26 protein-coding genes are annotated in these 22864 nt (G+C 44.8%); 4 read left to right on the forward strand and 22 right to left on the reverse strand.

Going from position 1 to position 22864, the window contains the following annotated elements:
* Positions 1 to 8: 8 nt before the first annotated feature.
* The 11 genes from queA to GT589_RS08475 all read right to left on the reverse strand — a co-directional run bounded on the left by queA (position 9) and on the right by GT589_RS08475 (position 10329).
* Complete coding sequence (queA, locus tag GT589_RS08425) at positions 9 to 1034, reverse strand: tRNA preQ1(34) S-adenosylmethionine ribosyltransferase-isomerase QueA (protein WP_293398225.1); 1026 nt, start codon at positions 1032 to 1034, stop codon at positions 9 to 11.
* A 19-nt stretch (positions 1035 to 1053) separates the two neighbouring features.
* On the reverse strand, positions 1054 to 2631 hold the full coding sequence (locus GT589_RS08430) for a SpoIID/LytB domain-containing protein (protein WP_293398226.1): 1578 nt from the start codon (positions 2629 to 2631) through the stop codon (positions 1054 to 1056).
* Positions 2632 to 2644: 13 nt separating this feature from the next.
* Positions 2645 to 2857: a DUF2905 family protein gene (locus tag GT589_RS08435; protein WP_293398227.1), complete on the reverse strand. Its 213-nt coding sequence runs from the start codon at positions 2855 to 2857 to the stop codon at positions 2645 to 2647.
* 22 nt (positions 2858 to 2879) lie between these two features.
* Positions 2880 to 3884 carry a Holliday junction branch migration DNA helicase RuvB gene (gene ruvB / locus GT589_RS08440; RefSeq protein WP_293398228.1) on the reverse strand — a complete coding sequence of 335 codons (1005 nt, stop codon included), beginning with the start codon at positions 3882 to 3884 and terminating at the stop codon, positions 2880 to 2882.
* Positions 3885 to 3898: 14 nt separating this feature from the next.
* Complete coding sequence (gene ruvA, locus GT589_RS08445) at positions 3899 to 4489, reverse strand: Holliday junction branch migration protein RuvA (protein ID WP_293398229.1); 591 nt, start codon at positions 4487 to 4489, stop codon at positions 3899 to 3901.
* A gap of 87 nt (positions 4490 to 4576) precedes the next feature.
* A complete protein-coding gene (aspD, locus tag GT589_RS08450) occupies positions 4577 to 6208 on the reverse strand; it encodes an aspartate 4-decarboxylase (RefSeq protein ID WP_293398230.1) in 1632 nt (543 codons plus the stop codon).
* A gap of 426 nt (positions 6209 to 6634) precedes the next feature.
* A complete protein-coding gene (locus GT589_RS08455; RefSeq protein WP_293398231.1) occupies positions 6635 to 7351 on the reverse strand; it encodes a YebC/PmpR family DNA-binding transcriptional regulator in 717 nt (238 codons plus the stop codon).
* Between the two features lie 112 nt (positions 7352 to 7463).
* Positions 7464 to 8213, reverse strand: a complete 750-nt coding sequence (gene nadE / locus GT589_RS08460; RefSeq protein ID WP_293398232.1) for an NAD(+) synthase — start codon at positions 8211 to 8213, stop codon at positions 7464 to 7466.
* Positions 8214 to 8228: 15 nt separating this feature from the next.
* Positions 8229 to 8624, reverse strand: coding sequence for a CoA-binding protein (locus GT589_RS08465; protein ID WP_293398233.1), 396 nt, complete (start codon positions 8622 to 8624; stop codon positions 8229 to 8231).
* Between the two features lie 31 nt (positions 8625 to 8655).
* Positions 8656 to 9318 (reverse strand): YigZ family protein, encoded by a 663-nt coding sequence (locus tag GT589_RS08470; RefSeq protein ID WP_293398234.1) that lies wholly within the window; start codon positions 9316 to 9318, stop codon positions 8656 to 8658.
* Positions 9319 to 9330: 12 nt separating this feature from the next.
* Positions 9331 to 10329: a LacI family DNA-binding transcriptional regulator gene (locus GT589_RS08475; RefSeq protein ID WP_293398235.1), complete on the reverse strand. Its 999-nt coding sequence runs from the start codon at positions 10327 to 10329 to the stop codon at positions 9331 to 9333.
* Between the two features lie 241 nt (positions 10330 to 10570).
* On the opposite strand from GT589_RS08475, the gene acpP reads away from it, so the two are divergent.
* On the forward strand, positions 10571 to 10801 hold the full coding sequence (gene acpP / locus GT589_RS08480) for an acyl carrier protein (RefSeq protein ID WP_330582894.1): 231 nt from the start codon (positions 10571 to 10573) through the stop codon (positions 10799 to 10801).
* Between the two features lie 45 nt (positions 10802 to 10846).
* Here acpP and GT589_RS08485 read toward each other — a convergent pair whose 3' ends face one another.
* Positions 10847 to 11758, reverse strand: a complete 912-nt coding sequence (locus GT589_RS08485; protein ID WP_293398236.1) for an RluA family pseudouridine synthase — start codon at positions 11756 to 11758, stop codon at positions 10847 to 10849.
* Between the two features lie 153 nt (positions 11759 to 11911).
* On the opposite strand from GT589_RS08485, the gene GT589_RS08490 reads away from it, so the two are divergent.
* Both GT589_RS08490 and yfcE read left to right on the forward strand, forming a co-directional pair.
* On the forward strand, positions 11912 to 12712 hold the full coding sequence (locus GT589_RS08490; protein WP_293398237.1) for an NAD(+)/NADH kinase: 801 nt from the start codon (positions 11912 to 11914) through the stop codon (positions 12710 to 12712).
* An 11-nt stretch (positions 12713 to 12723) separates the two neighbouring features.
* Positions 12724 to 13266, forward strand: coding sequence for a phosphodiesterase (yfcE, locus tag GT589_RS08495; RefSeq protein ID WP_293398238.1), 543 nt, complete (start codon positions 12724 to 12726; stop codon positions 13264 to 13266).
* A gap of 92 nt (positions 13267 to 13358) precedes the next feature.
* Here the strand turns inward: yfcE and pyrE are convergent, their stop codons facing one another.
* The 9 genes from pyrE to GT589_RS08540 form a co-directional block, all read right to left on the reverse strand.
* Positions 13359 to 13940 carry an orotate phosphoribosyltransferase gene (gene pyrE, locus GT589_RS08500; RefSeq protein ID WP_293398239.1) on the reverse strand — a complete coding sequence of 194 codons (582 nt, stop codon included), beginning with the start codon at positions 13938 to 13940 and terminating at the stop codon, positions 13359 to 13361.
* Between the two features lie 20 nt (positions 13941 to 13960).
* Complete coding sequence (locus GT589_RS08505) at positions 13961 to 14860, reverse strand: dihydroorotate dehydrogenase (RefSeq protein ID WP_293398240.1); 900 nt, start codon at positions 14858 to 14860, stop codon at positions 13961 to 13963.
* Positions 14853 to 15602, reverse strand: a complete 750-nt coding sequence (locus GT589_RS08510; protein ID WP_293398241.1) for a dihydroorotate dehydrogenase electron transfer subunit — start codon at positions 15600 to 15602, stop codon at positions 14853 to 14855. Before GT589_RS08510 ends, GT589_RS08505 begins: the two co-directional genes overlap by 8 nt.
* A gap of 3 nt (positions 15603 to 15605) precedes the next feature.
* Positions 15606 to 16460, reverse strand: a complete 855-nt coding sequence (gene pyrF, locus GT589_RS08515; RefSeq protein ID WP_293398242.1) for an orotidine-5'-phosphate decarboxylase — start codon at positions 16458 to 16460, stop codon at positions 15606 to 15608.
* A 15-nt stretch (positions 16461 to 16475) separates the two neighbouring features.
* The gene (locus tag GT589_RS08520; protein WP_293398243.1) at positions 16476 to 17672 is read right to left on the reverse strand and encodes a dihydroorotase; all 1197 of its coding nucleotides are present in this window, start codon (positions 17670 to 17672) and stop codon (positions 16476 to 16478) included.
* Between the two features lie 12 nt (positions 17673 to 17684).
* The gene (locus tag GT589_RS08525) at positions 17685 to 18113 is read right to left on the reverse strand and encodes an aspartate carbamoyltransferase regulatory subunit (RefSeq protein ID WP_293398244.1); all 429 of its coding nucleotides are present in this window, start codon (positions 18111 to 18113) and stop codon (positions 17685 to 17687) included.
* The gene (gene pyrB / locus GT589_RS08530) at positions 18113 to 19039 is read right to left on the reverse strand and encodes an aspartate carbamoyltransferase (protein ID WP_293398245.1); all 927 of its coding nucleotides are present in this window, start codon (positions 19037 to 19039) and stop codon (positions 18113 to 18115) included. The genes GT589_RS08525 and pyrB overlap by 1 nt, the downstream gene beginning before the upstream one ends.
* A gap of 247 nt (positions 19040 to 19286) precedes the next feature.
* Entirely contained in the window at positions 19287 to 20516 is a 1230-nt protein-coding gene (locus GT589_RS08535; RefSeq protein WP_293398246.1) for a GGDEF domain-containing protein, read from the reverse strand.
* A 51-nt stretch (positions 20517 to 20567) separates the two neighbouring features.
* On the reverse strand, positions 20568 to 20879 hold the full coding sequence (locus GT589_RS08540) for a DUF1294 domain-containing protein (RefSeq protein ID WP_293398247.1): 312 nt from the start codon (positions 20877 to 20879) through the stop codon (positions 20568 to 20570).
* Positions 20880 to 21176: 297 nt separating this feature from the next.
* Between GT589_RS08540 and GT589_RS08545 the strand changes: the two genes are divergently transcribed.
* A complete protein-coding gene (locus GT589_RS08545) occupies positions 21177 to 22265 on the forward strand; it encodes an NAD(P)H-dependent flavin oxidoreductase (protein WP_293398248.1) in 1089 nt (362 codons plus the stop codon).
* A gap of 71 nt (positions 22266 to 22336) precedes the next feature.
* Here the strand turns inward: GT589_RS08545 and GT589_RS08550 are convergent, their stop codons facing one another.
* Positions 22337 to 22858, reverse strand: a complete 522-nt coding sequence (locus GT589_RS08550; protein ID WP_293398249.1) for a peptidylprolyl isomerase — start codon at positions 22856 to 22858, stop codon at positions 22337 to 22339.
* Positions 22859 to 22864: the final 6 nt, after the last annotated feature.

Genomic DNA, 22864 nt, shown 5'->3' on the forward strand with positions numbered 1-22864 from the left:
TGCTCTTATTAGTATATGAACATTGAATCTCCAAAACTGAAAAATCTGTAGCCTTCACTTACAGCCTCGTTATAGGCTCTTAGCACCTGCTCCCTTGTCGAAAAAGCGCTCACTAGCATTATCAGCGTTGACTCCGGAAGGTGGAAATTGGTAATTATTGCGTCTACAAGCTTGAATTTGTAGCCCGGATATATGAATATGTCAGTCCAGCCGCTGCTCGCATGGATTCTGCCCGTGCTGTCTGCTGCCGTCTCGAGCGTCCTGCAGCTGGTCGTACCTACGGCTATGACCCTGTTGCCCTGCGACTTGGCTAGGTTTATCTTGTCAGCCTCGCTCTGCTCTATTGTGTAGAATTCAGAGTGCATCTGGTGCTCCTCTATGCTTTCCATCTTCACAGGCCTGAATGTGCCAAGACCTACGTGCAGAGTTATATAAGCAATCTCGACTCCCATAGCCCTTATATCTTCAAGCAGCTCCTGAGTAAAGTGTAAGCCTGCAGTAGGGGCTGCCGCAGAGCCAGAGTGCTTTGAGTATACAGTCTGGTACCTTTCCTTGTCATGGAGCGTTTCTTTTATATAAGGCGGCAGCGGCATGCTCCCGAGCTCGTCGAGTACGCTTTCAAACACACCCTCATATTCGAATCTTACTATCCTTGTACCCTCGTCAGCTATGTCTTCGACCGTGGCTCTTAGCCTGCCGTCTCCGAAACTGAATTCGCTTCCCGGCTTTGCTCTTTTACCCGGCTTTACCATCACCTGCCATGTGTCCATGTCAATCCTCTTGAGGAGCAGGAACTCCATCTTGGCTCCTGTCGGGACCTTTTCCCCTATGAGCCTTGCCGGCAGAACGCGGGTGTCGTTGAGCACGAGCACATCGCCTTTTCTTAGATACTCTTTTATGTCCTTGAATTTTCTGTGCTCTATATCCCCCGATTGCCTCGATACCGTCATAAGCCTGGATTCGTCCCTTTTTTCAAGGGGTGTTTGGGCTATGAGTTCTTCGGGGAGTTCAAAATAAAAATCGCTTGTTTTCAAATTAGATTTCTTCCCTTCACTATTCTATTTCTACACCTGTGTAGTAATGCTTAAGTATGTCTATATAACTGTAGCCGGAATCCGCCATTTTTTTGGCGCCCCATTGGCTCATTCCAAGGCCATGGCCCCAGCCTCTGCCGTTGAATACATATTGCTGCGCTGCCTCCTGAGAGATTGTGAACTGTGCCTTTTTCGTTGAGTTTTGCACGAAAGTGCCTGCTATTGTTCCCCACGAGATCTTATCCCCAGCGTAAGACATCACCTTGGCTTCTGAAGTGTCCAGACTCTTTATTCCTGACGCAGATATGACTTTGACGCCCTGTTGGGCTCCATTTGATGTTTGCAAGTCAAAATAAGTGCTTTTAAGTGTGTTGTAGCCTATTACCTTCCTAATTGATTCCTTTTGGATGGTCTTGCTTCCCTGGCTGCCGACAACCTCAAGCTCAAGGACCCTTCCGTTTTCGGATTTTTTGGCCACGTTCACTCCTATTAGCTCGCCTATGTCGACGCTGCTGCCTGCAAGCAGAGTCTGCAGCTGATCACTTGAAAGCGCGACAGACCATGAGTCGTTGGGGGCTCCCAGTGAAAATTCATCGCTTACCCCTCTTAGATACGGCAGTTTTGCCGACCAGACATTTTCCGAGTTTTCGGTCATGCCCCCGCTGTTTGAATGATAGAAGGCCTGCACCAGGCTACCGTCGTATGTCATGAGTCTGCCTGCTGTTTCGTCTACCGCCGCATTTGAATTCTTGGCTTCGCTGTCATAGCCGCCATACACCTGGCAGTCAGTGGTGGTGCATATGTCGAAACCCTGGCCGGAGTGCTTGCCAAGGCTTATTGCCGTATAGTTCCTCGCCGCTATAGCCTGGGCCTTTAGCGCCTCCACAGGCCAGCCTCCCGACATCTCCTTTGGCACAACACCATAGAGATATTCCTCCAGCTTTATCCTGTTTATTACCGTCATATCACCTGTAGTGAGCCTCTTGCATATTATAGCGCCTCTGTACTTTTTCCCGTCAACTGACACAGGATATCCCGAAGCGCTCTCTAGTTGTACACCTTTTCCCGCGTCGTATGACATTATTATGTCACCGCTTCCCGCACTCACGTTTATATTCCTGCCCTGCGCCGCCACGGCTTCAAAGGTGTATTCTCCCCCGAACTGCTCGTAAAGCTCCTGTGCGTATGTATTGGCATCGTCGCTGCTTGCATAGCTGCCTATGTATATCTTCCAGTTTCCATCATAATAGGCATAGCCTTCCTCAATGTCCATATCCTGAAGCTCACGTATAGCGTCGTTGAAGGTGTCAAAGCTGCCGTCAAGCTCTATGTGGTAAGGCGCCGTGTCTTTTGAGAGCACCGCCTGTTCTTCCCCAAGATTCGCCAGGCTGCTCCCGCTTGTCTCTCTGACCTTAAGCTCATCCTGAGAACTAATGGCCAGGGTTTGCGCTGCCGAGGAGCCGAATCTGAGGCCTACATTTATGTATTCCGGCACCGACTGCCTTGTCGCCGCATGAGAAGTCCCACTCAAAGGAAGAGCCAGAATAGCCAGAGCCATGATAGCTGCTACAGCCGCCCTGATTAGTTTTTTTGACAATTGCAACACCGCCCTATCTTCTTAATAGATTTAATATCAAAGTAAGTATTATACTTATTACTATCGAAGTCACTATGGGAAAATAAAAAGTCATGTTGCCTCTTTTTATGAATATGTCCCCTGGCAGCCTGCCTATGCCAAGGCGGCTTCCTAATGTGAAAATAATTCCTATTACAATAAGGACAATGCCCATAATTATCAAATTTTTGCCAAGCAAAATAATCATCCCTTCGTGCAGATTTAAATTCCTATTTGGCCTTTATGTTAAAATGCTCGTATGCATTTCTGGTAACACTCCGTCCCCGCGGCCCTCTTGTAAGAAGACCTTTTTGAATCAGATATGGCTCTATGACGTCTTCTATTGTGTTTCTGTCCTCGTTCACAGCCGCCGCTACTGTATCCAGACCCACTGGACCTCCGTCGAATTTTTGTATTATTGCAAGTACAACTCTCTTGTCAATATCGTCAAGTCCCAGCCTGTCTATTTCAAGCAACTCTAGAGCCTCTTTTGCTGTTTCCTCGTCTATGTGTCCGTCTCTTACAACCTGTGCATAGTCCCTGACTCTCTTTAGAAGCCTGTTGGCAAGCCTTGGTGTTCCCCTTGACCTCCTTGAAATCTCTGCCGTACCGCTTTCATCTATTTCTACTCCAAGTATGCCTGCAGACCTTTTAATTATGCCGCAGAGCTCCTCCTCGCTATATATGTCCAACTTGCATATGACTCCGAAGCGATCACGCAGGGGCGATGTGAGCATGCCGGCCCTTGTAGTGGCCCCTATCAGCGTGAATTTAGGCAAATCGAGCCTTATCGATTTTGCCGAAGGCCCTTTGCCTATCATTATGTCTATGCAAAAGTCTTCCATGGCGGGATAGAGCACTTCCTCTATGCTTCTGTTGATTCTGTGTATCTCGTCTATGAAAAGCACATCATTTTCAGAAAGTCCTGAAAGCACTGCAGCAAGGTCGCCGGCCTTTTCTATTGCAGGTCCCGAGGTTATCTTTATGGATACTCCCATCTCGCTTGCTATTATATTGGAAAGCGTAGTCTTGCCCAGCCCCGGCGGACCGTATAGCAGAACATGGTCAAGCTGCTCGCTTCTGTGCTTTGCCGCCTGTATGAATATGTCAAGCTGCTGCTTGACCTTCTCCTGCCCCAGATAATCACTCAGGGTTTTCGGCCTAAGACTGTTCTCCATATCGAAATCTTCAGGTTTAAGACCTGTAGTTATCATCCTATTGTCATAATTGAGCATTGCAATACCTCTTTCTATCTAGCAAGATATTTGAACGACAGTTTAATAAGCTCCTGAGTGCCCTGGGCTGTTTCTGCCGCTTTTGTCGCTGCGGCCCTGGCTTCGCTCTCACTGTATCCAAGAGCTGCAAGCGCCTGAACGGTCTCGTCCAGCTCTCCCGAACCAGTAATTTCAGTCGAATCGCATTCTTGGGCGTTCCATCCGCGCTTTTTCAGTTTGTCCCTGAGCTCTAGCACTATCCTCTCCGCTGTTTTTTTGCCTACGCCGGGAAATTTTGAGAGCGACTTTATATCGGCATTCATTATATACCCCGCAATGTTGCCTGCCTCCGGAAAAGAGAGTATGTTTATAGCCGACCTTGGCCCTATGCTCGAAACGCCTATAAGCAGCTCGAACATGTCTTTTTCATCCCTTGTAGCAAAACCGTATATGCTCATCTCATCTTCCCTTACTATAAGCTTTACATGCAGTTTTGCGTCATCACCCAAAGATAGCCTTGATATTGTGCCGAAAGTGGCATTTATATTATAACCTATTCCACTGCTTTCTAAAACTACAAAACCTTCACCTACATCTTCAACTCTGCCCTTTATGTAATTGTACATGGCGCCCTCCAAACATATATTCTATATAATTATAATATATAGCCGCAAAATAAAAAAGGACCGTATGGTCCTTTTTGTATAGAGCATTTATTTTATCCCATTCTTCCATGAATCGACAAGTCTTTCAAGTATCCTGCGAAGCACCTCTCCTATTTTTGAATAAGACTCGTCGCTTAGGTTGGCAAGCGATATTCTAATAGACCATTCAGGTCCGTGGAAGCCGCCTCCGCTCAGCAGCACTATAGATGATTCTTCCGCCAGCATCAGCAGCAGGTCATAAGGCTTGTAGTTTTTCTCGAGATAGCCGGCAAAACCTTCTCCGTAATGTTGCTCTGCCCATTGAAGCAGATCAAACTGAGTGTAGTATGCAGCATCAAAGCCATCTTTTCTTACATCCATTCCCAGACCGTCAAAAAGCAGCTTCTGTCTGCGGCGGCATATTCCCTTTGTAAGGTTCTTATAGCTGTTATCCTTGTCAAGAAGCGCAAATGCCGAGAAGAAGGCCATTTGGACCTGCTGCGGCGTGGAAAGTCCGGCCGTGTGGTTTAGCGCCACCTGCCTGCTGTCCGCCACAATCCTGTCTATGAACTTTATCTCATGAGGATTTGTCGAGAGCGCCGAATATCTCCTTCTTGCCCTCTCCTTCTTGTCGTCATCAAGGTCTCTGAGTAGCTTGTCAAATACGTTGTCCTCGTAAAGAGCAATCGTGCCCAGTCTCCAACCTGTGACACCGAAATACTTCGAATATGAATACACACCTATTGTGTTGTATGGGATGTCTGCCATAAGAGAATGGAAATCATCCACAAATGTGCCATAGACATCATCAGATATTATCATCAGGTCAGGATTGTGGCTCTTTATGACCTCAGAAAGTTGAGCTATTGTCTGCGGCCTTATTGCTATGGACGGAGGGTTGCTAGGGTTCACTATAAAGAGCGCCTTTATCGACGGATCCTTAAGCTTGTCTATTTCAGACTGAGGATACTGCCATGTATGCTCCCCGTTTTCGTCGGTCTCGCTTGCAAAGAGTTCCACAACCTCGAAATTGTAACGTGGCAGGTGAGGTATTTCAAGGTATGGAGTGAATATAGGCGTCATTATAGCTACTTTGTCACGCTGCGAGAGTATGTTGTTTGCTATTAGCGTATCGAATATATAGCACATTGCAGCTGTTGCTCCCTCGACTGCAAATATGCTGAATTTGCCCTTGTGGTGCCTGTTGTAGCACATCTCCTGCATCAGGTAGTCGTGCACTATCTTTTCTACATGCACAAGCATTCTGTCCGGAACAGGATAGTTGTCCCCTATTATGCCGTCAGCAAGCTCATGCACCCATGCGTCAGGCTCGAAGCCCTTCTCGTATATTCCATAATCTATTATTCCCTTAAGCAGCTGAGCTCCCGGAGCGGCGCTGTTTTTTTCTATATATTTATAGAATCTGTCTGCTATTCCATTTCTTTGCGGCATTCCGGCCAGGTCAGCCTCATTCCATGTTCTGCGCGTTTCTTCCACCGCAAATTGCCCGAATGTGAAAAATGCTTCCCTTGGTGTTGCGGCAGTCCAGTTTGGGTTTCCCCTTCCTGCATCCAGCAGCGAATGTGTGCCGCTTTCCTTTGATGCTTCTGCCAGACTTATGAGCTTGTCCTTCAGCTCAAATGGGCTTATCTTTCCGTAAATCCTTTCAATTTCAGCGCGCTGTAAACTCGAAGATTTCATAATACATGCCCTCCCTTTATGTTTTGTTTAAAATGATTTCATGTCATTGTTCATCTTCGATAATATTAACACCGTTCTCAATATATTTACATGCATATTATTAGTAGTTTTCGCATTTTTCATTAATTATATTGCTATTTGATATCCGTTTTATATTTTTAATCAATTCATTCGCCATATTTTCTTTGTTTTATAATTAGCCATTTCCTAATCTCCTCCTTGCGCCAAATAAACCGCTACAGCAACAATTACAATAACTATCAAGACTATAAGGCCCATTGACATCACTACACTCACATCCTTTATTGCGATTATTTTCATATAAAAAACACACCCTTTTTTTTCAAGGATGTGTTTTATGTGTTAACCATTATATACCATGATAAACCAGCTGTAATCAAAAATTTGAAAACTGCCGAAGAATGACTACTCCTGCTCCCAGTTGTGGTGCACATGTTGCACGTCATCATCATCCTCGAGCATGTCAAGCATCTTCTCCATCTTAGTGATGCTGTCACCCTCAAGTTTGGCCATTGTCTGAGGAAGCATTTTTACATCGGCGTCAATTAGAGCATATCCAGCCTTGGCAAGTGCTTCTTTTACAGCCGGGAAATCCTCCGGAGAAGTAAGTACAACAAAGCCGTCCTCTTCAGATATTACATCCTCCGCGCCTGCCTCAAGAGCAATCTCCATGATGTCGTCCTCTGAAACTCCATCTGCCGCCTCTATTATTATCTGGCCCTTTCTGTCAAACATGAAGCTTACGCAGCCGCTGGTTCCGAGGTTGCCGCCGTTCTTGTCAAGATAGTATCTCACGTTGCCTGCAGTCCTGTTTTTGTTGTCGGTAAGAGTTTCTATTATTACGGCCACTCCGCCCGGTCCGTACCCTTCATACACTACCGTTTCATAGTTTTCGCCCTCTGAAGAGCCTGAGCCCTTCTTGATGGCTCTGTCTATGTTGTCGTTAGGCATGTTCATTTCTTTTGCCTTTTCTATTGCGTTCTTGAGAGCAAAATTGTATTCAGGATCCGCTCCGCCTTCCCTTGCTGCTACAGATATAAGTCTTGCGTATTTTGTGAATATCTGAGCTCTTTTTGCATCCTGCTTGCCTTTTCTTTGCACTATGTTTCCAATACGTCCCATCATTCCACTCCTTACTTGTTTGTACAGACACTTATTCAAATATTTGGCATTTAATTGCAATTATTTTAAAACATAGTAATTTTATCACGAAAATACGATTCAGTAAATATATCTAAAAGACAGGAGGCTTTGGAGGCATGTTCCTCTTGTGCTCAGACCTGGCATGAAGCCTTTCTATGATTTCTCTGTCCTTTTGGGGAATCTCTTTCCCTTCAAGCAGGTCGTCTATCATGTCGTATGTTGTGCCCATCTCATTTTCGTCGGTTTGTCCTTCCCACAGTCCTGCAGAAGGCGCCTTTTCTATTATGCTAGATGGCACGCCGAGTACTCTAGCCCATTCATATACTTCCCGCTTGAGCAGGTTGGAGATTGGCAATATGTCAACGCCTCCGTCACCGTACTTTGTGAAATACCCGGTGTATACCTCCGCCGCATTGTCAGTTCCAGCAACAAGATAGTTGAGGTTGTTGGCAACCGTATAAAGCGTGCTCATCCTCAGTCTGGCTCTTAGATTCGCATCGGCAATCCTGCCGTTTTGTTCCTTGTATTTTCCCATGTCCTGGAGCTTTTCAAACACCGTCCCCATGACTGAATCCTGGATATCTGTAAGATCTACCTCCATATGGTCTATGCCACAGCTTTCCACAAGTTCAAGCGCATGCAACCTGTCTGTCTCGCTGCTTTTTATTGGCATTATAACTCCCATGGAGTCGTTAGGAAAAGCCCTTTTTATAAGGAATGCTACTACAGCCGAGTCTATTCCTCCTGAAAGCCCCACAAGAATACCACTCGTCCTTGACTCCTCAACCTTTGCTCTTAGCCAATCTACTGTTTTTTCAATTTTTTGTTCAACTGTAAGCATATTTTTCACTCCTTACTATTTTAAAAGCTCGGCATATACGCAATAGTCATACACTATGTCGAGTCCCAGCCCTACCGCCTTTTCCAAGACGCTCTCATCATAAGCGCCCGGCTGGAACCACACATTCTTTATTCCAAGCTCGCTGATTTCGTCCAGCAGCCTCAGGGCCACCCCCGGATTCACTATTACATCCACGCACTCTATGCTTTCAGGCAGCTCCCTGAGCGAACCGTAAACCTTGTCTCCGTCAACTTCACTATACTTTGGGTTTACGCCGTATACGCTGTATCCTTTTGATTTCATGAGCTTGTAAATTTTGTAGCCATATCTTGACTCGTCCTGAGTGACGCCCACTACAGCCCATTTTTTCATCTCCAGCATTTGGCTTTTATTCTGCTCTGTTTTCCCCATGAAATATCCTCCTAGCACAAGTAAATTGGTCCTAGTCTAATATGACAGCTCCACTCTCGTCGTGTGAAATATAGAATTGTTCTCCCTCTTCAAGCTGAGCCGCTGCGCTTGTAATGTCAATCGCAAGCTTTTTTATGCTCTCCAGCTGCTCATCGGGCGCGTATACAGTCAGTCTGACGTTTTCTGCGTATTCAATATCTTTAATTATGTATCCCCTGTTTGAAAACTCGTTTTGAAGCTTGCCCAGCATGTGGTAGTCCAAACCTATAAACAGCTTTCTGTAGAGTCTTTTTGTGACTATGCGGCCAGAGTCCAAGGCTATCTTTGCTCCCTTTGTATAAGCCCTTACAAGGCCTCCTGCTCCAAGCTTAGTGCCTCCGTAATACCTGGTGACCACGACTGCTATGTTTCTGAGTTCTTCCTTCTTCATAACCTCAAGTACAGGTATGCCTGCCGTGCCCTTGGGCTCGCCATCGTCGCTGTATCTTTGTATCTCCATATTCATACCTATTATATAGGCCCACACATTGTGAGTGGCCTCCTTGTGCCTTTGCCTTATGCTGTCTACGAAAATCGCGGCTTCATCCTCCGAAGACACGGGCGCTGAGTAGCCTATGAAAACTGATTTTTCTATTTCTATCTCATCCTCGCCGCGTCCGTGCAAGGTTTTATACTCCTGAACCAAAACGTTCACCTCGAATGCTGCTTACTTTACGCTTTTTCTCTCTACTAACTCGTATGGAAGGTCGACCACCTTAGTGTCAACAGCTTCTTTCTTTATCATCTTAATAATCATCCTTATGGACACCGCGCCTATGTCATATATCGGCTGCCTTATCGTTGTAATCGTAGGTCTTACAAGCATGGCCACCCGTGTATCGTCAAAGCCTGCCACCGATATGTCCTCCGGTACCCTTAGGCCTCTGTCGAGTATGCAGTTTATAGCTCCAGCCGCTATCTCATCATTTGTTGTAAAAACAGCGTCAGGACGGTTCCCAGAATCGAGTATTTCACACATCATGTTGTAGCCTGCTTCACTTGTTATATGTCCAGCTTTAACCATGTCATAATCCATCTCTAGCCCGTGCTCAGCAAGAGCATTTTTGAATGCATTGAATCTGTCGGACTCCTCATTGGTGTATTCAAACCTGCTTCTTAGGAATGCTATGCTCTTGTGGCCTCTTGCCAGAAGGTAGTTTGTCATGTCATATGCTGCCTTATAGTAATCTATTCCTACTGAATAGACATCAAAATCCTTCGCATTCTTACTTATGTATACGCACGGAAGGCCCGTATTTTTTATTGTCTGAACATGCTTGTCATCGATTCTCCATGATACGAATATTATCCCTGCCACCTGCTTTGACTGCAGAAGATTTATGTACCTTAGTTCTTCATCTGCTCCACCGTAGCTGTTGCAAAGCAGTATGTCATAGCCATACATCTTGCCGACTTCCTCTATGCCGTTGAGAAGCTCCCCTATGAATATGTTGGACATATCGGGCACTATCACGCCTATTATCTGACTTTTCTTGGTTACAAGGCTTCTCGCAACGGTATTTGGAACATAGCCAGTTTCTTCAATGACAGCCATTACCCGTTGTCTTATGTCACTGCTTACCGGTTTGGAGTTATTTATAACGCGAGATACTGTCGATATCGACACTCCCGCTCTTTTTGCAACATCTTTTATTGTAATGGCCATAATTTCCCCTCACTTTATTTTTATATATTTGGATTAATCCATCTCAATTTAAATACCCATATAAAATGCCCTGCAAGCATCTGCTGCAATCGTTGTCACAAAGTATGCTTTAATAATTATAACATAAATTGCATAGCTAATATTTTAATTATTTATTTCATTTACATATTGAAAAATGTCCTCTCGTATATTAAACTACTATATGAAAAATCAAAGAAAAATTCGTGGAGGTTATATACTTATGATATTTGAAAAAGTGAGAAATATTGTTGCAGATCAATTAGGAATTGATGAAGTTGATGATATAGGAATGCAGACTTCGCTTATCGAAGATCTTGAGGCTGACTCGCTTGACGCTGTTGAAATAGTTATGGCTATTGAAGACGAGTTTGACATCGAAGTTCCTGATGAAGATGCTGAAAACTTCAAGACTATAAAGCAAATCTGCGACTATATAGAAGAGCATATGTAATTGCAAGCAAAATAAAAAAGAGAGGATGCGAGTCCTCTCTTTTTTTTATTTTGCTTGCAGTTTTTCAATCAAGCTGACAAAATCGTCAGGTATGCCGGCTTGCAGCTCTATTTTATCCCTAAGCCTTGGCTGCAGCAGTTCCAATCCGCAGGCGTGAAGCGCCTGTCTTTTTATAAGGCTCTCATCAACATATCCGTATAGCTCGTCACCTATTATCGGATGACCTATATGGCTTAGATGAACCCTTATCTGGTGCGTCCTGCCCGTTTCGATTCTGACCTCAAGCAGCGCCGCGTTCTGAAGCTTCTCCTTTACCCTGTAGTGTGTCACTGCGCTTTGACCTCTGCTGTCTGCTGTTCTTTTTATACTGTCCTCCGTCGGCCTGTATATCGGTATGTCTATAGTTCCCTCTTCGTTTTCCGGTATTCCTTTTACAACCGTAATATATTTTTTGGCAACATGGTCCTTTGCCATGTCTTCAGAAATAATGTGATGTGCATATGGGTTCTTTGCAATCACTACAAGTCCCGAGGTATTCATGTCGAGCCTGTTGACAAACCGTATTTTCATCTTCTCGTTCCTGCTTTTAAAGTAATGCGCGGCCGCATTTGCAAGAGTCGCCTCGTCATGGCTCTTTGTGGGATGAACCACCATGAAGGGAGGCTTGTCTACAACCAGTATGTCGAAATCCTCGTATACCACCTTAAGGCCAATGTCCTGAGGCTCGAATTCGCTTGGCTCCTCGTTTATTCGTATTTCTACCGTGTCGCCCTCCTCGAGCATGTAATCGAACTTTCTGGCCTTTTTGTTTACGTATACGTTTTTTTCCCGCTTAAGGCCCGCTATGAATCTTGAGGACATGCTAAGCCTGCCTTCGAGCACCTCTCTTAAGGTAATGCCCTTTTCTGTACATGTATAGGTTATAAGGTTATGCCTTTGTTTTTCCTTGTTAATCAAACTGCACCATCCTCCGAATGTTTTTCATATAATATTTTCGCATAGTTTTAACTTTTTTCCAACAAAATATTTGCTTTGCGATATTTATAAACTTAATTCCGTTTTATGTTATAATTAATCATACGATATTCATACAGAAAGGGAGGTGCGGCAATGAAAAGAATAATAAACATAACGACTAATGAGCATCCGTATTCTCTTGAGCTTCTGCCAGACCTTAAGCACACCCTTGAGTCATACGGATTTGCCGTGCCGGACAATTTCAGCACCGATGCGGAGCTTATTATATGCATAGGCGGGGACGGTTCATTCCTCAATACTCTGCATAAACATAACTTTCCCAAGATGCAGCTAGTCGGGATAAACACCGGCCACCTTGGCTTTTTCCAGGAAATCCATCCCCATGAAATAGAGGAGTTCATACATGCTTATCTTAGGGGCGACTTTTTCGTACAGAAGATAAGACCTCTGCAGGCTACTGTGCATGATAATGACGGCGTGTCAACCCTTATGGGCCTCAACGAGATAGTGATAAAAAGCGACAAATCCAGGACTGTTCACCTGAACATAAATGTAAATGGAAATTTCATTGAGAAATTCAGCGGAGACGGACTTATAGTATCAACACCTAGCGGCTCCACTGCTTATAACTATTCGGCGGGAGGAAGCATTGTCGATCCAAGCCTTAATCTGATTCAGGTAACACCGCTCGCGCCAATCAATACGACAGCTTACAGATCCTTCACTTCGAGCATAGTTCTGCCTGAAACTTCGGTTATAGAGATAACTCCTGAAGACAAATTTGAGAGCTCGCTTTTGCTGGTATCTGATGGAATCGAATTCAGGTGTCCAGAGATACAAAAAATTTCAGTTTCCACTTCAGATACAACAGTGCGTCTTCTGAGGCTGCGCAACTATGAGTTCTGGTCAAAGGTAAAAGAAAAATTCCTGTAGGGAGGCATAGCATGAGGATAGGAATAATAAGCGACACACACGGAAGCCTGCATTACCTTAATAAAGCTCTTGAGGCCATAGGCAGCTGTGACTACATACTACATGCTGGCGATATTTTATATCACGGGCCGAGGAATCCACTCCCTGAAGGGTATTCCCCCAAGGATGTTGCCGAAACACTCAATGCCCTTAATAACATTTATTTTGTATCAGGAAACTGCGACGGCGATGTAGACCAGATGGTCATAAGGCATCCGATTCAGTCGCCCTATACGGTTATGCATATTGGCGGTATTAAGATAATGGTGTGCCATGGTTACAAGGAGCCGCTCGACGACACGGTGGCTTACGCCAAAAGATGTGGCTTTGACCTTTTTGTCTATGGCCACACGCACGTTAAGGAGCTTAGAAAGGACGAAGATCTGGTGGTCCTTAACCCTGGAAGCACTTCTCTTCCCAAGGACGCATCCCACTCCGTTGCTGTCATTGAGGATTCGACAATAAGGCTCATTGACATACTTTCGGGGGATATGCTTGGCGAGCTGAAAATGTAATGATTTTTCTCTTAATAAAAAAGCAAAAAGGCTGGCATTATTGCCATACTTTTTGCTTTTATTTTGCGTTTTTTGATTTTTATAGCCTTCCGCTACTTTATATTTCTGCTGCCCGGCTTTACATACTCTATGCCCTGCTTGCACATTGGACATTCTGCGCTGTCGTATGTTTCAAATTCAAGCCTTATTGCGCTATATACAGGAAACGGCATGCTTGCGCCTTCGCCTGTTCTGTCAACTATGGCGCACAGAGCTACTACCTGCGCTCCCATGCTCTCTATCAGCTTTACAACCTCGAGCGATGACTTGCCTGTAGTTATGACGTCTTCTGATATTATGACCTTCTGTCCCGGCTTTATTTCAAAGCCCCTTCTAAGAGCCATCTCGCCGTCAACTCTTTCAGTGAATATGCCCGGCTTTTTGACTTGCCTTGCAAGCTCGTAGGCCACAACTATTCCGCCCATTGCCGGTCCTACCACCATATCGAAGTCAACGTCCTTGAGCTGCTCTGCTACTACGGCAACTACCTTTTCAGCTCTCTGCGGATACTGAAGCAGCTTGGCACACTGGCAGTACTTGTTGCTGTGCTTCCCTGATGACAAAAGGAAATGTCCTTCAAGCAGAGCCTCTGACGCCCTTAGTTCTTCCAATACCATGTTTTCAGTCGAATTCATTAGATTATCTCCTCGCAACTTTATTTTATTATGCCTCTTATTTCTTCAAGACTCTTTATGCCTTCCCTAGCCATGAAGGCTTCTATTCCCTCAATTATGTCCAGACATATGTCCGGCTTTATGAAGTTGGCCGTTCCCACCTGAATTGCATGTGAGCCAGCCATAATGAATTCTATGGCATCCTCGTAGGTGGATATTCCGCCCATGCCGACTACCGGCACGTCTACGCAGCCGCAAACCTCGTACACCATCCTCAGGGCCATTGGCTTTATAGCAGGTCCTGAAACGCCGGCTGAAATATTTTCAAAAACAGGTTTTCTGCTCTTTATGTCTATTGCAATGCCCTTGAATGTATTCACAAGGGATATGGCGTCAGCTCCGGCCTTGCAGCAGTTTATCGCCATGTCGCATATGTCCTCGGCGTTAGGCGAGAGCTTCACCATGAGGGGCTTGCTCGTGGCCTTCCTAACTTCGCCCACAACCTCATATGCCACGCATGATTTTATTCCAAAGGCCATTCCGCCCTCTTTTACATTGGGACATGATATGTTGAGCTCGAGAATGTCTATGCTGCTCTTGTCAAGCATAGCTGCTGCTTTTACATAGTCTTCTATAGTCGAGCCCCCCAGGTTTGCTATTACAGCCGTATTCATTTTCTCCATCTGAGGCAGCTCGTCTTTTATGAAGGCCTCTACGCCTGGATTTTGAAGTCCTACGCTGTTCATCATGCCGCTTCTGACCTCGTGCATTCTCACGCCATCATTCCCCTGCTTCGGGGCAAGCGTGAGCCCTTTTGACGATATGCCCCCGAGTCTTGACACATCGAAATAATCGGAAAATTCTCCGCCGAATCCGAAGGTTCCTGATGCGGCGATTACTGGATTCTTGAGTTCAACTCCACATATATTCACACTAGTCATTTAATATCAGCTCGCTTCCAAGGAAAACAGGGCCGTCAGCGCAGCTCCTCTTCTTTCCATCCTTTGTTTTGCACGTGCATACAAGACACGCTCCAATTCCGCATGCCATTTTCTTTTCCATCGACACTAGTATCGGCACTCCGGCTGCTTCACATTTTTTCATCAGTTTTGACATCATTATCTCCGGTCCGCAGCACACGACCATGTCGTAGTCCTTAGGTTCGAAATAGTCTATTATATAGCCCTTCTCGCCCACGCAGGCGTCTTCAGTTGCAATATTCAGAAGGCTGCATGAACCCTGTATGCATTCAAGCCCAAAGGGCTGGCTTCTGTATCCCGCATGAAAGCTGACTTGCACACCTTCATTCATAGAAAGCTTCTTGTAAAGGTAATTAAGAGGCGCTACGCCTATTCCGCCCCCAACTAGTGCAACCTTTCCTTTTAGCATGTCAAGGTCAAAGCCGTTTCCTAAAGGCCCTGTGAGGCTTATATCGTCGCCTTCCCTTAGCTTGGATAAGATCTGGGTTCCCCTGCCTACAACATGGTAAAGGAACGTAATTTTCTCATCGTCAACGTCGTGAACGCTTATAGGCCTTGAAAGCAATGGTTCCTGATCCCATGCCCTCAGCATGAAAAACTGCCCCGGCTTCACATCGAAGCTTCCCTTTACGCTGAGCCTGAACACGCAGTCTGAAATTCGCTCATTCTTGTATACTGCCGCTTCAATATATTTTGATTTCATAAGCTACCCCCTGAGGTCCATGTTCATCCTTACAACTTCTTCCCTTGCATACTCGTCGAATCTTCTTTCCCCGTCTTCTTTGCCCTTGTAGGCCAAGAGTATTCCTCTTGATGAGTTTACTACTCCACCGTTGCCATCTTTTAGGTATACCTTTACGTCGTCACCCTTGCCGCCCTGAGCTCCGTATCCAGGTATAAGGAAGAATGTGTCGCTGAATCTGGACCTTATCTTCTCGCCTTCTTCAGCGTGTGTGCAGCCCACTACTGCTCCTATGGCGCTGTAGCCGCACTCTCCCATAACCTGTTTGCCCATGCTCGCTATCATATCTCCAACTTCATCGTACACCCTGCCGCCGCTTTGAGTCTGTATATACTGTATGTCCTTGGCTCCCGGATTTGAAGTTCTAAGCAGCACGAACACACCCTTGTTCTTTTCTTTCATGTATGGAAGGTATGGCTCTATGCTGTCCATTCCCATGTAAGGGCTGAGCGTTATGAAGTCAGTCTCGAAGTCGCCCTCGAAATGCGCCTTGGCATACATCTCGGCAGTCTTTGAAATGTCGCCTCTTTTTATGTCGCCAATCGACACGGCTCCCTTGCTCTTGATATATTCTAGTGTTCTCTTGTAGGCCATGAGCCCTTTTATTCCGTATGCTTCATAATATGCAATCTGAAGCTTGTAGCATGATGTCACATCAAGCGTTGCGTCTATTATCCTTCTGTTGTATTCGAATATGGCATCTTCAAAGTTGGCGTGCAGACTCATTAGCCCTTTTGGTATGTAACTTATGTCTGTGTCCAGACCCACGCATGAATTGCCCTTGCTCTGAACTTTCTCATAAAGCTTGTCTATTATCATATTTATCGCCCCTGTCTATTCGTCTTTATAATCGTAAACAATCCTGCCGGCTTTGAGGGTTATAAGCACCTTGCCGTACACCTTGTCTCCTGCAAATGGAGTGTTCTTGCCCTTTGATGCGAATTTTTGAGGATCTATCTCATAGCAATCTTCAATGTCCACAACCACAAGATCGGCCTCGCAGCCTACCCCTATTCTGCCCTTGTTTATTCCGAGTATTTCTGCGGGTCTCTTTGACATTATATCTGAAAGCTTGCAAAGGTCAATATGCCCGTTCTTCACAAGGCTTGTATAGCACAGTGAAAATGATGTCTCAATGCCTGATATGCCCGGCGCACCGGCTACCTTGTCTTCACTTGTGTGAGGCGCATGGTCGGTAGCTATGGCATCTACTATGCCCAGCTTTATTGCTGCTATCAGCGAGTCAACGTCTTCAGTCTTCCTAAGAGGCGGATTGACCTTGTACTCAACCGAGTCTGTAGCATATATGTGGTGCGGCGCCACCTCGCATGTGACGCTAAGGCCTTCGAGCTTTGCCTGCTTGATATAATCTATTGCTTCCTTAGTGCTTACATGGCACATGTGAAGATGGGCTCCGCTCTCTCTGCAAAGCTGCAAATCTCTCCAAGTCATAAGGTTTTCGGCAAGCCTGTAATCATCCCTGGATATGCTCGCGTCCTCCGCATGCGACATTATGACAAGGCCTTTTCCTTTGCATTTTTGCATGGCCTTGAGCATAATCCCAGAGCTGGCAACTCCCCTGCCATCATCCGACACGCATTTTACCGGCTCCGAAATCGAGTCCAGATGCGATATTTCATCCCCCTGCATACCGCTTGTTATGCTGACGCACTGAAAAGCGTCTACAAGGCCTACGTTGCCAACCCTATCCATTACCTGGCCAACTATGTCCATACTGCTGCAGGGCGGATTTGTATTGGCCATTAGGTTTACAGTGGTGTAGCCGCCTCTTGCAGCGGCGCGGCTGCCGCTTTCTATGTCCTCCTTGTAGGTAAAACCCGGCTCCCTGAAGTGGACGTGAAGATCTGTGAATGCAGGCATTACTACAATTCCCAAGGCATCAAATACTCTGCATTCCTTTTCTGATATGTCTCTTCCGACTTCGTTTATCATTCCATCCTTGATATATATGTCTCCGATGAAATCCTGAGCATGGTCTACAATCCTGGCATTTTTTATCAGCAGCTCCAAAGCTTCTCACCCCTATTTTTCTATCTTGTAAATTTCATCACAGTATACGCATCTGTATTCGCAGCTTTCCTGATCGAGCAATTCAAACTCGTTCTCGATGTACGGCTCTACGCTCGTTATGCAGCGCGGATTTTTGCACTTTATTATATTCTTTACCCTTTGAGGCAGCTTTAAATTTATTTTTGAAGTGACCTTTTCATTTTCTATCACATTTATCGTTATGTTGGGATCGAAAAGTCCCAGCAGATCCAGATTCAAATCCATGACGTTTTCAACCTTTATCATGTCCTTCTTGCCTAGTCTCTTGCTGTGAGCGTTTATTATCAAGGCTACATGGAAATCAGCCTCTCCCAGATTGAGAAGGTTAAAAACCTCTATCCCCTTTCCAGCCTTTATATGGTCAATAACTATACCGTTTTTAACACCTTCTACTACTAGCATTATTTATCTACCCCCAATAGCTTGGCAATCAGCGCCATTCTGGCATACATTCCATACTCCACCTGCTTAAAGTAGCAGGCCCTCTCGTCCTCGTCAACCTCGTATGATATCTCATTGACTCTCGGCAGCGGGTGAAGCACAATCATATCCTCCTTGGCCATGGCCATCTTGTCCCTGTCAAGTATATAGCTGTCCTTTAGCCTTATATAGTCCTCCTCGTTGAAGAACCTCTCTTTTTGGACTCTCGTCATGTAGAGTATATCAAGCTCACCCATGACCTCGTCTATCTTTTCAGTTTCGAGGAATTCAATGTTGCCCTTCTCAAGCACCTGAGTCTTTATATACTGAGGAATTTTGAGCTCCTGTGGCGATATCAGTATGAATCTGTTGCCCGGGTATCTTGAAAATGCCTTGATTAGAGAGTGTACAGTTCTTCCGAATTTAAGATCGCCGCATACGCCTATTGTAAGGCCTGAAACAGTCCCTTTTATGCTCTTTATAGTGAGCATGTCTGTAAGTGTCTGTGTCGGATGCTGATGGCCCCCGTCTCCAGCATTTATTATTGGCGCATCTATGAATTTTGCACCAAGTCTTGGAGCTCCTTCCTTGGGATGTCTCATTGCTATTATATCAGCATAGGCAGCTACTGTTCTCAGTGTGTCTGAAAGGCTCTCTCCTTTTGATGTTGATGATGCGTCAGGGCTTGAAAACCCTATTATCTGGCCTCCGAGCCTGAGCATTGCAGCCTCAAAGCTAAGTCTTGTCCTGGTGCTAGGTTCGAAAAACAGCGTAGCAAGTATCCTGCCCTTTGCTATTTCGCAGTAGTCAAGAGGATTGTTGACCATCTTCTCCGCGAGTCCCAATATTTCATCAACCTCGTCTGTTGTAAATTCGTTCAAGTCAATAAGGTGTTTACCTTTCAACATAAAACCGCCTCCTCTTCTTAGCTTCTCTGAACTAAATTAAAGAATAAAAAATGCCTTCCCAAGCGGGAAGGCATAACTATACCTGAAATAATATGCATCCGCCAAGCGGGCAGTGCAATTCATTTATTACCTTCCCGGTCTCTCTGTACCGTAATTAAAGGCTCCTATTCATTTAGACCATATTAACACAGCTGCTCTCCATAGTCAATAAATTTCGCAACGCTGCGCTGCCAAATAACAACTACGCCTACATGGAATGAGTGTTTTCATTTATATATGCTGTTATGCTCTCCGCGTCCATTGCAAGGTCTATTTGAATTATCCTGAATTCAACGTCCAGCTTCATTTCGTCGAGGGTGACATCCTGGGCTTCCCTGAATCTCGTAAACGCCTCCTGCGGGCTGCTATTAAGAGAGATAACAGCAAATTCATGCGAGCTGAGCCTGAAGGCCATTTCAAAATCCTTCTTAAGGAGCGATTTTATTGTATTTGCAAGTTCCTTGAGGGCTTCATCCCCATACTCCGTTCCAGAAGCCAGATTTATCTCTCTGAGGTTTTCAAGGCTGAATATTATGAGGGACAGCGGGTAATCAAGTTTTTTGGCTCTTCTTATCTCTCCTTCTATTGTCCTGTAAAAATGCGCCCTGTTGTAGAGCTTCGTCATGTCGTCTATCGTCTTGATATTTTCAAATATCATCTTTTGAATCTTTATGAGCTTATTTTTGTTGCTAAGCTCCATTTCAAGTCTTTTTATTGAAGCCTTAAGACTTTGTATCTCTGCAAACTTGTCGTGGACCCCCTTTGAATAAGGGTATATGTTCAGGACATAGCCCTTGTCATCATGCTTTGATACGGCAACCAGCTTGCCCATAAGGTCAAAACTTACATATTTGAAGGCGTCGAGCATCTTGATCTTTTCGGAGACAACAAATGCAAACTCAGGCCCGAAAGCCTGCTCAAGCGGCATTCCTGTATGGTTTGTGCCCGCAAAATATTCGCCTATGTTGCGGCTGGTTTTCTTTATTTCCAAATCGTCACTCAGCATTATTGTCACATAAAAGTTTTCATCGAGGCAAGCAGCCTTGTTTTTAGCTTCTATGCTTATGCCGCCCATGCCGTCAATCTTCACGTAATTCTTTGTGAGCATATCCTCCGCTAGCCGTATTATGTCTTCGTAGTCAAGCTTTATCCCTATTGCAAGCTTGTATTCACCGCAACTGCTTATTTCAAACTTGAATATGTGGTCTTCATTTTCATCTGATTTCACTATAGTCCTGTACTTCCCGCCATTCTCCACGTCCTCTTCCCAGATGAGTCGCTTGGCCAGCTTGAATCTCTTGAGTATGTCATCAGCAGCCTGTACTCCGTTGAAGAATTGCTTGAATGTGCTATTTGAAAATATAAGTTTGTTTTCCCCGTCAAACACTGCAACCAGATATACTGTAGTATCCAAAAGGTTCTGGATATTCATCTCCATAAAATGCACCTCTTTTTTGTCAATACACCAAATCGACTGTGTGTCTGTAAACTATCTTAAATTGAAAATTAGATACACCATCAGAATATTAAGCAACAAGAGCGCCGGTATGCCCTGGCTGAAGCTCTTATGCTTTGTCTTGTGCCTAAAAAGCGACATACCTAACCAAACTCCCAAAGCTCCTCCTAATGCGGCCAATGTGAAAATGCTCTTTTCGCTAATCCTGCTTAGCCGGCGCTTCGCCTTTTGTTTGTCTATTCCCATTACTGCAATGCCTGCAGCGTTAACAGCTACCAAGTAATACCAGAGCCACATGTACGCTCCTTGCACATATTTATCTAGAGTCAATACTGCCAAGTCCAAACTGTTCTCCTTTCAGAATTACTGGATTGCATTATATACCATTCATAATAATCATGTCCATTTGTTCAAATTTCATAATCTTTAAAATTATACCCTAGCCCTAACTTAATTTAACACAGTTCAACAATTTTTGTTCCGCCTGATGTCCAAATAGCATCAAGATTGGGCTGGCTTATTTTATTTTGTTGAATTATTCACTTTTTTGTCATATTATTATATGTAAGATACTCTATATAGGTTAGTATTAAAATCAACTACTAATTTATCAAAATATACAATGTAGGAGGAGTCAGTTTAATGAATCTTTCACCTTTTAAATTAGGTGACTTATTAGTCAAAATCCCAATAATTCAAGGTGGAATGGGAGTCGGAGTTTCTGGTGCCAGCCTGGCTGCCGCTGTTGCAAACGAGGGTGCAGTCGGAGTTATTTCTAGTGTCCAAATTGGTTATCGCGAAGATGACTTTGACATAAATCCTAAGGAAGCGAACATAAGAGCTCTTGTAAATGAGATAAAAAAGGCAAGAAGCCTTTCTCCGGACGGAATACTCGGAGTTAACATCATGGTTGCCACGAGCAATTACAAGGAAGCTGTATTGGCCTGTGTCAAGGAAAAAATCGACGTTATAATATCTGGAGCAGGTCTGCCTTCAAATCTGCCAGAACTAGTGAAGAATTCCTGCACTAAGATAATCCCCATTGTTTCTTCAGGGAAAGCCGCCGCTACCATAACCAAGATGTGGACTAAAAAATACGATTACATGCCAGACGCCGTGATAGTTGAAGGCCCTGAGGCCGGAGGCCATCTTGGCTTCTCAGCCGAAGACCTTGCTAGTCCGACGCTTCCAGACCTTAAGGAAATTGTAAGGGATGTACTTGAGTCGATAAAGCCTTTTGAGGAGACTTTCAACAAGAAGATACCTGTGATTGCCGCAGGCGGCATATTCACCGGAAGCGACATAGGTGAGTTCATAATGCTAGGAGCATCCGGCGTACAAATGGGAACAAGATTTGTAGCCACTGAAGAATGTGATGCTCATATAAACTTCAAAATGGCTTATGTCAATGCCAAGAAAGAAGATGTCCAGCTTGTCAAAAGTCCTGTAGGCCTTCCTGGCAGAGCCATCAGGAACAAATTTATAGAATCTCTTGAAAATTCAAATATTCCTGTGAGTAGATGCTGGAACTGCCTTAAGCCTTGCAACCCTGCAAGCACGCCTTATTGCATATCCCTGGCCCTAATCAATTCAGTAAAGGGCGATGTGGACAACGGCCTTATTTTCTCAGGCTCAAACGTATACAGGATAGACAAGATAGTCACAGTCAAGGAACTGATAAATGAGCTTGTGACTGATGCTAACGCATATCTGGCCGATAAAACCATCTAATCAAACATGTCATATCTAAAAAACGGACGCGAATAATCGCGTCCGTTCCAATTTTAATTAGAATTTTCGAATTACATTTTTTCAGGCTCTGGGTATTCAACGCCGAATTTTTCAACGCTCGCCTTCTTGATCTTCTGCTGCGAATTAGGCTTGTCCGTATAATCCCTGTCTACTGATACAATTCTGTCCGCCTCTTCCATTCCGCTTATAACCCTGCCAAAGGCAGCATATTGACCATCAAGATGAGGAGATTTTGCTACCATTATGAAAAACTGCGAACCCGCAGAGTCTGGATTCATAGCCCTCGCCATTGAAACCACACCTCTTTCGTGCTTCATGTTGTTGGTGAAGCCGTTCATGCTGAACTCGCCCTTTATTGTGTAGCCAGGTCCGCCTGTGCCACTTCCCTGAGGGCATCCTCCTTGTATCATGAAGCCTGGGATTACCCTGTGGAATATCAGCCCATCGTAGAAGCCCTTGTCGACAAGCGAAATGAAGTTTCTGACCGTATTCGGAGCTATGTTTTCATATAGCTCGATTTCAATTTTGCCGCCGCTTTCCATTTCAAAAGTTACTATTGGATTCTTATTCATATTTTT

It is taken from the genome of Peptoclostridium sp., from assembly GCF_009881055.1.
Lineage (GTDB): Bacteria > Bacillota > Clostridia > Peptostreptococcales > Peptostreptococcaceae > Peptoclostridium_A.